The following is a 15,075-nucleotide window of genomic DNA, read 5'->3' as shown; positions in this document are numbered from 1 at the left end:
GTGCTGCCACCGGCGTCACCGAACTCGACGCCGAGCAGCAGGCCGCGGCCGCGCACCTCGGTAATCGCGGCGGCACCGGGCCGCCCGGCCGCCCGGGCCCCGGCGAGCCGCTGCCGCGCAGGCGCCTCGAGCCCGGCTGCGTTGCGGGCGAGGTTGCCGTNCGGCGAGCAGGTCGAGCACCGCGTGGGCTGCGGCGACCGGCACCGGGCTGCCCGCGGTGGTGAGCAGGGCGGATGCGCGCGGTGAGCCGAGCGCCGACGCCGGGCCGACGACGGCCGAGATCGGCAGGCCGCCGCCGAGCGACTTACCGAGCGTGACGAGGTCCGGCTCGATACCGCTCGCCTCGAAGGCAAACAGGCGGCCGGTGCGGCCGAGGCCCGCCTTCACCTCGTCGACGATGAGCAGCGTGCCGGTGTCGTCACACGCGCGGCGCAGCGTCGGCAAGAAGTCGGCGTGGGGCACGCGCACGCCGCCGTCGCACTGCACCGCCTCGACGATGACCGCGGCGGTCTCGCGTGCGGCAAGGGCAGCCTCGAGCTCGGCGGTGACGCGCTCCAGACCGGCCACGTCGGTCGGGTAGTCGAGCACATGGCCGTGCGCGCTCGCACCGGGCTCGACCCCCATGCCCGAGACCGCAGCCGAGGGGCCGTGCCCGCCGTGGTAGCTCCCGCTGAACGACAGGATGCCCGCGCGGCCCGTCGCGCTGCGGGCCGCGGCGATGGCGACCGTGTTTGCGTCGGTGCCGCCGAGGCCGAGGTAGGCGCGCTCGGCGAGCCGCACCGGCACGAGGTCGACGAGGCGCTGCGCGAGCCGGGTCGTCTCGGTGACCGCCGACGAGAGCACCGAGGCACCGGCGCCACGCAGCGCGGCCGCGTGCACCGCAGCCGCAATCGCCAGGTTGCCGTGCCCGAACGCCGACGCGGTCCAGCTCGCCGAGAAGTCGAGCAGCTCGCGGCCCGCGGGGGTGACGAGCGTGCAGCCGTGGCCCGACGCGACCACGAGCGGGAAGAAGCGGAGGTGCTCGACGCCGGCCACCGCATCCTGGTCGTCGGCGTAGGCGGCGAGCTCGACCTCGCGCGCGGCGTCGGTGAGTGCCTGGGGCGCGGTCATGAGTCCTCCCGGATGCCCGACTCGAGTTCGGTGCGCAGTGGATCGATTTGGCGCAGGCGCGCGATGCCGGCGTCGCCGAGTTGCTCGACAGCGAGCTCGCAGAGACCCTCGACGAGGGCGAGGCCCGGCACGAGGCTGTCGGAGGGGCCGTTCGCCTCGACGCGACAGCTCATGACGACGTCGGCGATGGCAGCGATCGGCGAAAGCCAGCGGTCGGTGATGAGTGCGACGCGCGCGCCGTGCGACTTCGCCTGCCGCACGATGCGCTCGGTCTCGGTGGTGTAGCGGCGGAAGTCGAACACGACCCATACGTCGGTCTTCGCGCCGGTGTCGACAAGCTGCGTCGCGAGCTCGACCGGGTCGCGCGGGCATTCGAGCACGTTCGGGCGGAACAGCAGGAGCTCTTTCACGAGGTGCTGCGCGAGCAGGCCCGAATAGAGCCCGCCTCGCGCCGTGATGCGCAGCTTCGGGTCGGCGAGCCAGCTCACGAGCTGGCGCACCTCGTCATCGCGGAGCGAGTCGAAGGTGCGCTCAATTCCCTCGGTGAAGGCGCGTTGCGAGGCCGCGAGCGTGCCGACCTTGACGCTGCCCGACGCGGATTCGCGCCGCAGGGCCTGGCTCAGCGCCGAGTCCTCGCGCGTGCCGAGCTCGTGGCGCAGGCGGTCCTGAAACTCGCGGAACCCATCGAAGCCGAGCGACTGCGCGAATCGCACGATCGTCGCGCTGCTCACCGCGGCGCGTTCGGCGAGCTGCGTCACGGTGCCAAGTCCCGCCGCCGGGTAGTCGGCGACGAGCGCGCGGGCGGTGCGCTTCTCGGCGGCCGTGAACTCGGCGAAGTGCAGCTTGATCAGCTCGGCGACGCTGCGGTCGGCCGCCGTCTCGTCACTCACGGGGCGCCCCCTCGGCCTCGAGCCGGTGGCAGGCCGCGAGATAGCCGGCGATGAACGTGCGCGCGACGCGCTCGAGTGCGCCGTCGTCGGGCAGGAAGGTCGCGTCGTGCAGCGAGGCCTTGCCCGCGCTGCGCACGCCGACGAAGCACATCGCGCTCGGCACGACCTCACTGAAGAACGAGAAGTCGTCGGCACCGAGCGAGCGCATCGGCTCGGTCGGCTGCAGCCCGGCCCGCTCGATCTCGGTGTCGAGCACCTCGACGAGCTCGTGATCGTTGATGAGCGCCGGCTCGCCCTCGGTGTGGCGAAGGGTGCCGGTGCAGTCGTACGCCGTGGCCTGCGCGGCGACGAAGCGGCTGATCGCCTCGACGAGCCGCTCGGTCGTGTCTGGCCCCGTCGTGCGAATCGTGGCGAGGATACGCCCGTGATCGGGCAGCACGTTTGCCGCGCCGTTGCCGACCTGGATCGTGCCGACGCTGATGACGACCGGCTCCATCGGGTCGACAATGCGGCGCAGCATCTCGGGCAGGCCCATGACAATCTGCGCGACCGCGGCGGCGACGTCAGCGCCCGCGTGCGGGTACGCGCCGTGGCCGCCCTGGCCCGCGACCTCGATCTCAAGCTCGCCGGCCTCGGCGTTGACGAAGCCCGCGCCAGTCGACACCGCCCCGAGCGCGACGCCCGGATGCACGTGCACGCCAATGACGTGCGCGACGCGTTGGGCACCGAGCACGCCGGCCTCTTCAATGTCGCGGGCGCCCGAGGGATACGCCTCCTCGCGCGGCTGCAGCAGCGGCACGAGTGCGTAGGGCAGCTCGAGCCCGCGGGCCGCGCGCGCCACCGCGGTGAGCGCGGCGAGGTGCACGTCGTGCCCGCACGCATGCATCGCGCCGTTCGTCGACGACCAGTCAAGGCCGGTCGCCTCGGCAACGGGCAGCGCATCCAGTTCGCCGCGCAGGCCGACGCTCGGGCCGGTGCGGGGGCCGATGCGGCCGTAACCGCCGGTGTCGGCGACCGGCGTGATCTCGATGCCCATTACTTCGGCGACACGCTTCGCGGTGCCGGCTTCGGCGCCGCTGAGCTCCGGCGTCTGGTGAAGTTCGCGGCGCAACTTCACGGCGCCGGGGAGCTCGGCCGCGAGCGCGGTGAGCCACTGCTCGCGCAGGGTGTCGAGTGCCTCGCTCACCGGCCCGCCTCCCGGTCGTCGACGCCATAGAGCCGGGCGGCGTTGTCGTAGCCGATCATGCGGGCCACGCGACGGCACTCGTCGACGGGCCAGCCGTCGACCTCATGGAAGCGCCGGAGCGTCTCGGCCAGGCCAGCACGGAACAGCTCGGTGCCGAGGTAGTAGAGCTCGGCCGCGCCGAACGCGTCGCTCGAGAACAGGATCTTGCCGAACGGCGCGAGCTCGATCGACTCGGCGACGATCGCGGCCGAGCGGGCGCCGGTGTAGTTCACGGCGAGCCCGACGTCGAAGTAGACGTGCGGGAACACGTCGGCGAGGTAGCCCGCCTCGCGGTGGAACGGGTAGCAGTGCAGCAGCGCGAAGCGGGCGCCGGTGTCGGCGGATGCGCGCAGCAGCTTCGTGAGCAGCAGCGGGTTGCAGCGGTCGAGATCGACGTCGTCGTCGCCGTAGCCGATGTGGAACTGCAGCACGCACGCCCGGTCGATGGCGAGCCAGATGAGGTGGCGAATCATGACCGGGTCGTCGAGCCGCAGCGGCGCGCTCGCCTGCAGCATCCGCCCGGCTGCGGCAACCGCCTCGGCTTGCGTGGGCCGCGCGGCGTCAAAGTCGAGGCCGATGCGGTACGCCGCGATCGACTTGACGCCGACCGCGTGCTCGAGCCGCGCATCCAGTTCGGCCTCGATTCGCTCGAGTAGCTCGGCCGCCGTTGCGCCCGAGTCGTGCGCGGCCTCGGCCACCTGCTCGGCGAGGCGCTCGAGGCGCACGATCTCGTGGGCAGTGCCGCCGGTGAGCCGCGCCATGTCGTCGACGGTGTTGATCGTATCGGCGGCGTGGCCGGTTTCGATGCCGAGCGTGCGGATGTGCGCGGCGCGTAGGAAGCGCGTATTGACCTCGTCGGCGCCGAGCTCGCGGCGACGTTCGAGGTACGCTTCGGGCGTCGCGAATGGCTCGAGGTCGAGCACCGGCGCGCACTTCGCGCGAATCTGGAAGCCCACCTGCGAGTCGAAGCGGGTCGTGCCGACGGTCGCCGGGCGCGAGGATTCGGAGATGAGCGCCTCGAACTCTTCTCGGTCGAGGTCGTTCGTGACGACGCCGTGGCAGTGGTGGTCGAACAGCGCGACGTCGTCGAGGCGCGCGAGCGGGTCACCGTTAGAAGACACGGTTGTACACCTCACAGCGCTCGGCCGGGCTGAGCGGTTCAACATGCTCGAGCTCGTCGCGCTTGACCGCAACGAACGTGTCGATGAGGTTCGGCGAGAACCAGCCGCGCACGGTCTCGTCGGCGAGCAGCGTCTCGATGGCTTCGGGCAGGCTCTTTGGCAGGCAAGTCAGGTCGCGGTGTTCGCCCTCGAGGTCGACCTCGCCGTGAATGACCGGGGCCGGCTCGAGCTCGCCGCGCAGGCCCGCGATGCCCGCGCGCAGGATCATGCCGAGCATCAGCCACGGGTTGGCGCCGATGTCGCCGCCGCGGAACTCGAAGTGGAGCTGGCGCTCGGGGTCGCGGCCGTCGACCTCGTTGGTCGGGCAGACGCGCACGAGCGCCTCGCGGTTCTGCAGGCCGAGGAAGGCGGATGCGGTCGACCAGTTGTGCGGCGCGAGCCGGTCGTAGCTCGTGACGAGCGGCGCGAACAGCGCGGTCATGGCCGGCGCGTGGGCGATGATGCCCGCGGCGAAGCGGCCCGCGAGCTCGGAGACGCGGCCGTCGCGGCTCGCGTCGAACACGAGCGACTCACCGTTCGGGCCGTAGAGGCCGAAGTGCACGTGCACGCCGTTGCCGCCCGAGCCGGGCGAGGTAGTCGGGGCGAAACTGACGCTGCGGCCGTTCGCGTCATAGACGTCGCGCACGATGTCGCGCACGAGCACGGCGCGGTCGGCCGCGGTGAGCGGGTCGGACGGCTTGACCGTGATCTCAAACTGGTGCGGCGCGTACTCGGGCAGCCAGTTCTCGGGCTCGACGCCGGCACGGTGCAGCACGTCGACGAGCTGTGAGCCGACCGGCTCGGCGTTGCGGAAGTCCTGCAGCGAGAACGGGTGCGGGTCGCTCGTCGCGCTGAGCTCGACGAACTCGTGCTCGAAGGCCGAGGTCACCGTGATGNCCGAAGTCGCGCTCGAGCTCGGCCACCGCATCCTTGAGGAAGGTGCGCGGGCACGACTCCCACGGCCGGCCGTCGGTCTCGACGATGTCGGCGAAGATGAGGTCGAACGCCGGGCGGCCCGCCACACCCTCGATGCGGGTGCGCGAGCTGAGGTCGGGCTTGAGGCGGAGGTCGCCCGAGGACCCGTATGGGATGCCCTCGACGATGTGACCGAGCGGGCCGATGCCGAGGTTCGCGGGCACCCAGCCGAGGGTCGTGTCGTCGTCGAAGTCGGCGGCACGCATCGCGCGGCCCTTCGTGCGGGCGGCGAGGTCGCTCGTCGCGAAAAAGACGAGCTCGTCGTCGCCGGGCTGCTGCTGGGGCTGCTGGCTGGTGCTCATGCGTCAATCTCCTCAATGGTGAGGCGGCCGCCGATGCGCTTCGCGAGCGCGGGCCAGCTCACCACGATGATCAGGCCGACGAGGCACCAGGCCCCGGCGATCCACGGGAAGTAGGTATATGGGGCGACCTGGCCGGCCACCTGAATGACGTAGACGTAGACCAGGTACACGAGGCCGGCGATCGGGAAGATGAGCTCCCACTTCGCGATGCCCGAGTTGGGGCGGAAAGTGTGGCGGATCACGCCGACCGAGGTCATGCCGTAGGCGATGACCATGCAGAGCGTGCCGATGGTGGCGTACCAGTAGTACGCGTCGACGCTCGTGGCGCCGAATGCACCGAGCGCGAGCGCCATGAGGGTCGTGAGCACGACCGCGACCGAGACGGCCACCGTCGGCACCTTGGTCACGGGGTGCTGGCTGGCGAGGCGCTTCGGGCCGAAGCCGTCACGCGCGAGCGCGAAGAGCAAGCGGGATGCGGCGGTCGACGAGCTGAGGAACGCACCGAAGGCGACGAGGAACGCGATGATCGAGATGAGCACCGCGAACCACGAGCCGATGTAAGTCGACGCGAGGGTCGTCAGCGTCGACGCGGCGCTCGCGAATGCCTCGATGCCGGCGGCGTCGGTGCCAAAGCCGAGCGTCTGCGCGAACATCATGAACACGTAGACAAGGCCACCGATGATGACCGCCATGAGCAGCGAGCGCGGGATGACGCGCTTGGGGTTGTCAGTCTCTTCGCCGAGCGAGGAGCCCGACTCGAAGCCGGCCCAGCTGAGGAAGCCGAAGACCGAGGCGGTCATGATCGCGGTGATCGGGGCGTCGCCCGGCGTGAGCGTCGAGAGGTCGATGCCGGTGCTGACCGGGGCGTTGCCGGTGGCGATGGTCACGAGGATCACGACGGCGAGCACGAGCATTGCGGCGACGCCGACGAAGCCAATGCCGAGCAGCGTGCGGGCGACGATTGCCGACTCGCGCAGGTTGAGCACGAGGGCGATGACGCCGACGACGACCGCGACGATCATCCACGTGCCCGGGGCCATAACGACGCCCATTTCACCGAGCATCGCCTCGAAGAACACGGCACAGGCACCGACGATGCAGGCCGCGAAGAAGATGTAGGTGCCGAGCAGCGCGAAGCCGCCGAAGAAGCCGGCGCGCGGGCCGAGCGTGATGCCGGCGAGCGCGTAGACCGAGCCGGCGTGGGTGATGCGGCGGGTGAGTCGCACGAAGCCGTAAGCGACGAGCAGCGTGCCGATGAACGAGATGAGGAACGTGAAGGGGACGGCCTTGCCGACGAGTCCCGCGACGCCGATGCCGTTGAGCGACATCGCCATAACGGGGCCCATAAAGCCGATGGAAATCGCCGTGATTTCCCAGGTGTGCAGCGGGCGCTTTGCTGGCGCGCTNGTGGTGGTGACGACGTCGTCGTGTGCCATGGGATGGCCTTTCATCCGCAATGCGTGGTTGTGAAAGGTACGTTACAACAGCGCTTCGTTATATGGCTATTGAAATTCTTGATTCAGTCGATCGTTAGCGGAAAATCTCGGGATGCTCGGCGAGGTTGAGGCGCGTGCGCCGCACGTGCAGCTCAATGATCTGGCCGGCCTCGTAGACGTCGCGCGCCGCGCACGCCTTCACCAGCAGCTGGTGGTCGTGATCCGACGCGCGATCACCATGCGGCCGCGCGTTGTTCACGTATTGGCGCCGATAGTGCTGGGTGCGATCCCAGAGGTTTCGCACCGTGTCGGCGAGCAGATGCGTCGAGCCGGGTGCGTAGGTGATGTCGTGAAACTCGCGGTCGAGCTGAACAAATCGCTCAGGATCCTCGGTCTCGGCCATCTCATCCGCAAGCCGCTGCAGCTCCGCAAGCTGGTCGCCGGTGAGCTGCGGCAGGGTGTATTCGAACAGCAGCGGCTCGATCCGCTCGCGCATCCGATAGAGCTCGGCGCACTCGTCGGCGCTCAACCGGGTGACCCGCGCCCCGGCGTTCGCGACGTGCGAGACGAGGCCAGTCGCGGCGAGGATACGCAGGGCGTCACGGATCGGTGCTCGCGTCGTGCCGTACCGATCGGCGAGGTCGACCTGCCCGAGCCGCGCGCCGGGAAGGAACTCGCCCGAGAGAATGTCGTCGCGCAGCAACTGCGCGATATGCTCGCCCGTCTGCCCGTGCGCGGCGGACGCGAGGTTCATCGACTCAGATGCCATGTGGTGATTATCGCGGAGCCGCGCGCCGCTCGCGCTTTGGCGCCATTTTTGGAGATTTGGGCGAGATGTATCCGGCATCGAAGTGTAATTGGCGACAATACTGACATACGATGCTCTCTGTCGCGGGTTGCCCATCCCTCGACCCGACTCGGCAACGTCGCCAGCACATCCACCCGGTGCACTGACGCGCCGCAGCCGAACTCCCCCGGCCCACCCCACCACCCTGCCGCGCGCACCGTCGAGCGCGACACCGATGAAAGGACGCCGTGATGGCACAGACCACCACACACGACCCGTCACCGTCGAGCCACACCACCATCTCGCTCGCAGAGCGCCGGCGATCCTCTCGGTGTTCGCCGTCTTCGCCGTCGGCTTCCTGATGCGACCCATCGGTGGCATCTTCTTCGGCTGGCNGCGACCGCATCGGCCGCAAGGCCGTGCTGCTCACCACGATGCTCATGATGGCGGCCGCCTGCTTCCTCATCGGCCTCATGCCGACCTTCGCGATGGTCGGCGTGTGGGCCTCGGTATTCCTCCTCGTGCTGCGCTGCGTGCAGGGATTTGCGCACGGTGGCGAGTCCACCGCGTCCATCACCTACATCGCCGAGATCGCGCCGAACGACCGGCGCGGCCAGTGGGGCTCGGTAACAGGCGTGTCGATCATCGGTGGTAGCGTGCTCGCGTTCCTCGTCGGCGCGCTGCTCAACTCGACGCTCGGCGACGAGGCGATGGGCGAGTTCGGCTGGCGCATTCCCTTCTTTGTCGCCGGCGTCATGGCACTCGTCGTGCTCTGGATGCGCCGCAAGATGAGCGAGAGCGACGTCTTCGAGAATGCCGCTCAGGAGGTCGAGCACCCGAAGGTGCCGCGCCGCCGCGTCGTCGCGATGACGGTGCGCATCATCGCGCTCATCTCGGGCGTCACCTGCTTCAACTACGTGTGGATGACCTATATGACCACGTACGCGATCAACGAGCAGGGCATGGACTCGAGCGCGGCGTACTGGGCGACTGTCATCGGCCAGCTCGCCTGCGTCGTTGTGAGCCCGTTCCTCGGCCGCCTCAGCGACCGCATCGGCCGCAAGCCGATGTACGTTCTCTTCGCGGTGCTCGCGATTGGCGTGACCGTGCCGTTCAGCCTGCTCGTCAACGACCAGCCGTGGACGCTGACGTTGACCGTCGGCCTCGCCCTGTCGATCTGGGCGCTCGCGAACTCGCCCCTCGCCGCGGTGCAGGCCGAGAGCCTGCCGACCTACGTGCGCGGCCGCGGCATCGGCTTCGCCTACTCGCTCGCCGTCGCCGTGTTCGGTGGCACCGCGCCGTACCTGAACCAGCTGTTCGTGTCGCTCGAGCAGCCGTGGCTGTTCAACGCCTACGTCATGGGGCTGTGCGGCGTGACGCTGATCGCGTCGTTCTTCTTCCGCGAGACGAAGGGCGCCGACCTCAACAAGCTTGAGGTGTAAGGGGTCGGAGTTCGCTGCCCGAAGCCGCCAGGTTGTGAGGCCCGACGGCTTTTGGCGTTTCCGGGGTAGGTGGCGGTTCGCGGTGGTGCGGTTTTGGGCAAGGACGAGGGATGTGGACGGGGCGTTGGCAGGGCTGGTTCGGTGGGGCGCGGGGTGTGTCGGTGGCTCTCGAGGCTGGCTTCGGCCAGCGCGCGGCCGGGGCCGCACGGATGGCCCCACCGCATCCGGATGCTGGCGACAGCTGAGCGCGCACCTCGCGCTGGCCACGCAGGGTGTCGCCGAANTCCCACTTTTCGCGCGAAAACCGGGACATTGGGGACACTCTGCGCCACCTCGATGAGACAACCCGGTCGTGACCACCACAGGGTGTCCCTGAGATCCCACTTTTCGCGAAGAAAGTGGGATGGCGGGGACACTTTGCGGCTTGGGTGCCGCCTAAGCGGCAGCGTCACTCCCCGCCCGCGTTGAGGCGACGCTCCGACTCGCGCGCTAGCGTGGCCAGGGCATCCAGCAAAGCAAGTGAGTAAGGGACCTGGCCGCACCTGCGGGTGAGTCCGCGCCGCGCATCCGACCCACCGACAACGCGCCAAGCCACGCCAACCAGCGCGGCCGAAGCCACGACGTCGGCCGAACCGGCGCACCCGAACGAGCCCAGCGCACCAGCCCAGGCGCGCGCATCCAGCACGAGCCCGCGCTTCGGGCCCCGGCCAAACCACCGGCCCAAACCCCCAAAACTGAGCCTCTGCTGAATGCCCCTTGCGCTCGGCAGGCGATCGTATATCATTTCGTATATCAGCTGCTCACCCGCAGCAGCATCGCAGCGACGCGAAGGGAAACGCAATGTCAGTCGACTTCACCGACCGCACCAACCGCCCCGGCAAGATTCTTGCCTTGCACCTGAACTACCTTTCACGCATCGCCGAGCGCGGCCGCTCCCCCAAGTTCCCCGGCTACTTCATCAAGGCCGGCACGTCGATCGCCAACACCGGCGACACCATCGAGCGACCAAAGGGCACCGAGCTGCTCGCGTTCGAGGGCGAGATCGCCCTCATCATCGGCGAGACCTGCCGCCGCGTCAGCCCCGAAGAGGGCTGGTCGAAGGTCAGCGGCGTCACCGCCGCGAACGACTGGGGCCTCTACGACCTCCGCCACGCCGACAAGGGCTCGAACGTGAAGAACAAGTCGGGCGACGGCTTCACGCCGCTCGGCCCCGAGGTCATCCCGGCCGCCGACCTCGACCCGCAGGCCCTGCGCGTGCGCACCTGGCTCAACGGCCAGCTCGTGCAAGACGACACCACGGCCGAGCTCGCGTTCCCCTTCGGCCAGCTCGTCGCCGACCTCTCGCAGCTCATGACGCTCGAGGCGGGCGACATCATCCTCACCGGCACGCCCGCGGGCAGCTCGGTCGCGCAGCCCGGCGACGTCGTCGAGGTCGAGGTGGATGCCCCGTCCGCGCCCGGCGCCCCGTCGAGCGGCCGCCTGGTCACCAACGTCGTCGAGTCGGCGTACGAGATGGCGGCATTCGGGGCGCAGCCGAAGGTTGACGACACCCAGCGCGAGGAGGCGTGGGGCTCGAAGGCGAAAGACGGACTCACCGACCCGCGCGCCGTCATCACGCAGGAACTGCGCGAGAAGGTCGCCGAGACCGCCGTCGCCACGCTCTGGGCGCAGCTGCGCAAGCGCGGCGTCGAGAACTGCTCGATCGATGGCCCGACCACGAACCACCCCGGCCGTCGCATCCTCGGCTACGCGAAGACTCTGCGCTACGTGCCGAACCGTGAGGACCTCTTCAAGAAGTTCGGCGGCGGCTACAACGCGCAGAAGCAGGCGATGGACTCGGTCAANCCCGGCGACGTCGTCGTCATGGAGGCCCGCGGCGAGAAAGGCACCGGCACCCTCGGCGACGTGCTTGCCCTGCGCGCCCAGGTGCTCGGCGCATCCGGCGTCGTCACCGACGGGGGCGTGCGCGACTCGGCCGCGGTCGCCGAGCTCGACATCCCCGTCTACTCGAACGGTTCGCACCCCGCCGTGCTCGGCCGCCGCCACGTGCCGTGGGAGTTCGACGCGACGATCGCCTGCGGCGGCACCACGGTGCAGCCCGGCGACGTCATCGTCGGCGACGACGACGGCGTCATCGTGATTCCGCCGCACCTGTTCGCAGAGGTCGTCAACGACGCGTTCGAGCAGGAAAAGCAGGATGCGTGGGTCTTTGACCACGTCAAGGCCGGCAACAAGGTCGACGGCCTCTTCCCTCCCACCGGAGAGTGGAAGCAGAAGTACGAGGCCTGGAAGGCCGGCGAATAATGACCACCGCCGTCGAACCCTCGAAGACGCAGCAGGCGTACAACTACTTGCGCGAACGCATCACCTCGGGTGCGTTCGGCCCTGGCTACCGACTCGTGCTCGCGCAGATCTCGAACGATCTCGGCTGCTCGACGGTGCCGGTGCGCGAGGCGATTCGGATGCTCGAGGCCGAGGGCGCGGTGACGTTCGTCCACAACGTGGGCGCGCAGGTGACGATGCTCAACAGCGACGTCTACCACGAGACGATGGAGACGCTCAGCCTCGTCGAGGGCTACGCCACCGCGAAGTCGGCGCCGAAGCTCACGCCCGAGAACCTCGCCGAGGCGCGCGAACTCAACGCGCAGATGCGCGCCCTCACTGAGCTCGAACTCCTCGACGCCGCGAAGTTCACGCGCCTCAACCAGGAGTTCCACGGCGTGCTGTTCCAGCACTGCGACAACTCGCACATCGCCGACCTCGTGCGCCGCGGCTGGCACCGGCTCGAAACCATGCGCGAATCGTCGTTCGCGTTCGTGCCCGGCCGCTCCACCGCATCCGTCGAGGAGCACGAGGCGCTCATCGCACTCATTGAATCCGGCGCATCCCACGACCAAATCGAAACCCAGGCGCGCGAGCACCGGCTCAACACCATGAACGCGGTGCTGCGCTCGCTCAACGCCAAGACCGACCAGGCCCGAGGCCCGCGCGCCTAGCCACATCACCCACCAAGTAAGGAAAATCGCATGACTACTCGTCCCGCAGATCTCCCGAGCCACATCCAGCTCTACATCGACGGTGAGTTCGTCGACGCCAAGTCCGGCAAGACCTTCGACGTGATCAACCCCGCCACCAACGAGACCTACATGACCACGGCCTCGGGCGACAAGGACGACGTCGACCTCGCCGTCGCCGCCGCCCAGCGCGCCTTCGACGAGGGCAGCTGGTCGCGCGCCCTCAACCGCGACCGCTCGCGCGTGCTGCACAAGATCGCCGACATCATCGAGTCGCGCGACGAGCGCCTCGCCCTCATCGAGAGCTGGGACTCGGGCCTGCCGATCACCCAGGCGAAGGGCCAGGCCCGCCGCGCGGCCGAGAACTTCCGCTTCTTCGCCGACCTCATCGTCTCGCAGCAGGACAACGCGTTCCGCGTGCCCGGCCGCCAGATGAACTACGTCAACCGCAAGCCGATCGGCGTCGCCGGCCTCATCACGCCCTGGAACGTGCCGTTCATGCAGGAGTCGTGGAAGCTCGCGCCGGCCATCGCGACCGGTAACAGCGTCGTGCTCAAGCCCGCCAGCTACACCCCGCTCTCGGCCGCCCTGTGGCCCGAGATCTTCGAAGAAGCCGGCCTACCAAAGGGCGTCTTCAACCTCGTGTTCGGCTCGGGCAGCACCGCGGGCGACGCGCTCGTGAAGCACCCGAACGTGCCCCTCATCTCGTTCACCGGCGACAGCTCGACCGGCGCGACCCTCTCGACGAACGCCGCGCCGATGCTCAAGGGCCTNCCGCCGTCGTGTTCGCCGACGCCGACATCGAGGCCGCGCTCGACGCGACCGTCTTCGGCGTCTTCAGCCTCAACGGCGAGCGTTGCACCGCCGGTTCGCGCGTACTCGTGCAGCGCGACATCTACGACGACTTCGTGGCTCGCTTCGCCGAGCGCGCGAAGAACATCATCGTCGGCGAGCCCGGCGACCCGAAGACCGAGGTCGCGGCGCTCGTGCACCCGACCCACTTCGAGAAGGTCATGGAGTACATCGAGATCGGTAAGTCGGAGGGTCGCCTCCTCGCCGGTGGCGGTCGCCCCGAGAACTTCCCCGAGGGCACCTACGTCGCGCCGACTGTCTTCGCCGACGTGAAGCCCGATGCCCGCATCTTCCAGGAAGAGATCTTCGGCCCGGTCGTGGCGATCACCCCGTTCGACACCGATGAGGAGGCGCTCGAGCTCGCGAACAACACGAAGTACGGCCTCGCCGCCTACGTGTGGACCTCGAACCTCAAGCGCGCGCACAACTTCGCCGGCGCGATCGAGTCGGGCATGGTGTGGCTCAACTCGAACAACGTTCGCGACCTGCGCACCCCGTTCGGCGGCGTGAAGGCGTCGGGCCTTGGCCGCGAGGGCGGCTACCGCTCGGTCGACTTCTACACGACGCAGCAGTCGATTCAGATCACGCTGAACGAGGCGCACAGCCCGCGCTTCGGCACCGGCAAGTAGTCCCGCATCCCCACCACATAGCTACACGGAAGTAGAACAATGTCTGCATTTAGAGAAGAAGACCGCACGTCGGCCGGCTTCTACGTCACCAAGGAAGCCCCGATCGAGCCCGCGAACCCAGTCGCGACCCCGAAGGCCGAAGCGCCGGACATCCTGCGCTGCGCCTACATGGATCTCGTCGTCACCGACCTCGCGCAGTCGCGCGAGTTCTACGTCGACATTCTTGGCCTGCACGTGACCGAGGAGGACGACGAAGCGATCTACCTGCGCTCGACCGAGGAGTTCATCCACCACAACCTCGTGCTGCGCCAGGGNCCCGTTGCCGCCGTCGCCGCGTTCTCGTACCGCGTGCGCACGCCGGAAGACCTCGACAAAGCCGTCGCCTTCTACGAGGAGCTCGGCTGCCGCGTCGAGCGCCGCCCCGAGGGCTTCACGAAGGGCATCGGCGACTCGGTGCGCGTTGAGGACCCGCTCGGGTTCCCCTACGAGTTCTTCTACGAGACCGACCACGTCGAGCGCCTCTCGTGGCGCTACGACCTGCAGATTCCGGGCGAGCTCGTGCGCCTCGACCACTTCAACCAGGTCACCCCGGATGTGCCGCGCGCCGTGCGCCACTACCAGGACCTCGGTTTCCGCGTGACCGAGGACATCCAGGACAAGGACGGCACCGTCTATGCCGCCTGGATGCGCCGCAAGCCGACCGTGCACGACACCGCCGCGACCGGCGGCGATGGCCCCCGTATGCACCACATCGCATTCGCGACGCACGAGAAGCACAACATCCTCGCGATCTGCGACAAGCTCGGCGCGCTACGCCGCTCGGATGCGATCGAGCGAGGCCCCGGCCGCCACGGCGTCTCGAACGCGTTCTACCTCTACCTCCGCGACCCCGACGGCCACCGCGTCGAGATCTACACGCAGGACTACTACACCGGCGACCCCGACAACCCCGTCGTCACCTGGGATGTGCACGACAACCAGCGCCGTGACTGGTGGGGCAACCCGGTCGTGCCCTCGTGGTACACCGACGCCTCGCTCGTGCTCGACCTCGACGGCAAGCCGCAGCCGGTGATCGCCCGCACCGACGCATCCGAGATGGCGCAGACCATCGGCGCCGACGGCTTCTCGTACACCCGCGAGGGCGACGACACCAAGGGCTTCAAGGTAGGCAACCAGCTCTAACGAGCATCCCGCCGCTCGTCAAGGCCGCCCGGGCCGCCCGGTGCATCCGCCCTGCCCTGAGCGGCGCCACC

General features: G+C 69.0%; 11 protein-coding genes and 2 pseudogenes. 5 read left to right on the top strand and 8 right to left on the bottom strand.

Going from position 1 to position 15,075, the window contains the following annotated elements; translation table 11 throughout:
* Positions 1 to 15 precede the first annotated feature (15 nt).
* The 8 genes and pseudogenes from ID132_RS10840 to ID132_RS10810 form a co-directional block, all read right to left on the bottom strand.
* Positions 16 to 1,110 (bottom strand): aminotransferase class III-fold pyridoxal phosphate-dependent enzyme, encoded by a 1,095-nt coding sequence (locus ID132_RS10840; RefSeq protein ID WP_193128607.1) that lies wholly within the window; start codon positions 1,108 to 1,110, stop codon positions 16 to 18.
* Entirely contained in the window at positions 1,107 to 2,000 is an 894-nt protein-coding gene (locus ID132_RS10835) for a MurR/RpiR family transcriptional regulator (protein ID WP_193128606.1), read from the bottom strand. The genes ID132_RS10840 and ID132_RS10835 overlap by 4 nt, the downstream gene beginning before the upstream one ends.
* Positions 1,993 to 3,186, bottom strand: coding sequence for a M20 metallopeptidase family protein (locus ID132_RS10830; RefSeq protein ID WP_193128605.1), 1,194 nt, complete (start codon positions 3,184 to 3,186; stop codon positions 1,993 to 1,995). The genes ID132_RS10835 and ID132_RS10830 overlap by 8 nt, the downstream gene beginning before the upstream one ends.
* Positions 3,183 to 4,346 (bottom strand): amidohydrolase family protein, encoded by a 1,164-nt coding sequence (locus ID132_RS10825; RefSeq protein ID WP_328744269.1) that lies wholly within the window; start codon positions 4,344 to 4,346, stop codon positions 3,183 to 3,185. Before ID132_RS10825 ends, ID132_RS10830 begins: the two co-directional genes overlap by 4 nt.
* Complete coding sequence (locus ID132_RS10820; RefSeq protein WP_459562483.1) at positions 4,336 to 5,274, bottom strand: type I glutamate--ammonia ligase; 939 nt, start codon at positions 5,272 to 5,274, stop codon at positions 4,336 to 4,338. Before ID132_RS10820 ends, ID132_RS10825 begins: the two co-directional genes overlap by 11 nt.
* Positions 5,275 to 5,401: 127 nt before the next feature.
* Positions 5,402 to 5,566 (bottom strand): annotated as a pseudogene (locus ID132_RS15585) (glutamine synthetase); the annotation flags it as partial.
* 92 nt (positions 5,567 to 5,658) lie between these two features.
* Positions 5,659 to 7,098: an APC family permease gene (locus ID132_RS10815; RefSeq protein WP_125107720.1), complete on the bottom strand. Its 1,440-nt coding sequence runs from the start codon at positions 7,096 to 7,098 to the stop codon at positions 5,659 to 5,661.
* A 94-nt stretch (positions 7,099 to 7,192) separates the two neighbouring features.
* A complete protein-coding gene (locus ID132_RS10810) occupies positions 7,193 to 7,867 on the bottom strand; it encodes a GntR family transcriptional regulator (protein WP_193128603.1) in 675 nt (224 codons plus the stop codon).
* A 452-nt stretch (positions 7,868 to 8,319) separates the two neighbouring features.
* On the opposite strand from ID132_RS10810, the gene ID132_RS10805 reads away from it, so the two are divergent.
* The 5 genes and pseudogenes from ID132_RS10805 (at position 8,320) to hpaD (ending at position 15,004) form a co-directional block, all read left to right on the top strand.
* Positions 8,320 to 9,327, top strand: coding sequence for an MFS transporter (locus ID132_RS10805; RefSeq protein ID WP_459562485.1), 1,008 nt, complete (start codon positions 8,320 to 8,322; stop codon positions 9,325 to 9,327).
* A gap of 840 nt (positions 9,328 to 10,167) precedes the next feature.
* Entirely contained in the window at positions 10,168 to 11,631 is a 1,464-nt protein-coding gene (locus ID132_RS10800; RefSeq protein ID WP_193128601.1) for a fumarylacetoacetate hydrolase family protein, read from the top strand.
* Entirely contained in the window at positions 11,631 to 12,323 is a 693-nt protein-coding gene (locus ID132_RS10795; protein ID WP_125107717.1) for a GntR family transcriptional regulator, read from the top strand. Before ID132_RS10800 ends, ID132_RS10795 begins: the two co-directional genes overlap by 1 nt.
* A gap of 30 nt (positions 12,324 to 12,353) precedes the next feature.
* Positions 12,354 to 13,822, top strand: a pseudogene (locus ID132_RS10790) (aldehyde dehydrogenase).
* Between the two features lie 39 nt (positions 13,823 to 13,861).
* The gene (gene hpaD / locus ID132_RS10785) at positions 13,862 to 15,004 is read left to right on the top strand and encodes a 3,4-dihydroxyphenylacetate 2,3-dioxygenase (RefSeq protein WP_193128600.1); all 1,143 of its coding nucleotides are present in this window, start codon (positions 13,862 to 13,864) and stop codon (positions 15,002 to 15,004) included.
* Positions 15,005 to 15,075 lie beyond the last annotated feature (71 nt).

The organism is Gulosibacter sediminis (assembly GCF_014904065.1).
Taxonomy (GTDB): Bacteria; Actinomycetota; Actinomycetes; order Actinomycetales; family Microbacteriaceae; genus Gulosibacter; species Gulosibacter sediminis.
This window is presented reverse-complemented; position numbering and strand designations above follow the sequence as displayed.

Excerpts from the sequence above, each read along its gene's own strand:
- ID132_RS10810 (WP_193128603.1), bottom strand. The coding sequence starts at position 7,867 with ATGGCATCTGAGTCGATGAACCTCGCGTCCGCCGCGCACGGGCAGACG.
- ID132_RS10805 (WP_459562485.1), top strand. The coding sequence starts at position 8,320 with ATGCTCATGATGGCGGCCGCCTGCTTCCTCATCGGCCTCATGCCGACC.
- ID132_RS10795 (WP_125107717.1), top strand. The coding sequence starts at position 11,631 with ATGACCACCGCCGTCGAACCCTCGAAGACGCAGCAGGCGTACAACTAC.